This window comes from Olleya sp. 1-3, assembly GCF_002836085.1.
In the GTDB taxonomy this organism is placed as follows: domain Bacteria; phylum Bacteroidota; class Bacteroidia; order Flavobacteriales; family Flavobacteriaceae; genus Olleya; species Olleya namhaensis.
On sequence record NZ_PJBW01000052.1, the window covers coordinates 1 to 249 of the forward strand.

Annotated in this window: 1 protein-coding gene; it reads right to left on the bottom strand. The window is 38.6% G+C overall.

The window, feature by feature from the left end; all coding sequences use genetic code 11:
* Positions 1-249: hypothetical protein (locus tag CXF54_RS13025; RefSeq protein WP_157823464.1), on the bottom strand; the 249-nt coding region annotated here is incomplete at both ends.

Sequence of the window (249 nt, forward strand, 5' to 3'; positions counted from 1 at the left end):
AGGTTGCGTTCCTGTTACATCCCAAGTACATGTATTATTATTAAATGTTGCAGTTTCATAACATTCTGTTGTTGGTTCCGCAGGTTTTGTTCCAGAAACATCCCAAGTACAAGTCGTGTTGTTGAATGTTGCAGTTTCATAACATTCTGTTGTTGGTTCTGTAGGTTTAGATCCAGAAACATCCCAAGTACAAGTTGTGTTGTTGAATGTTGCAGTTTCGTAACATTCTGTTGTTGGTTCCGCAGGTTT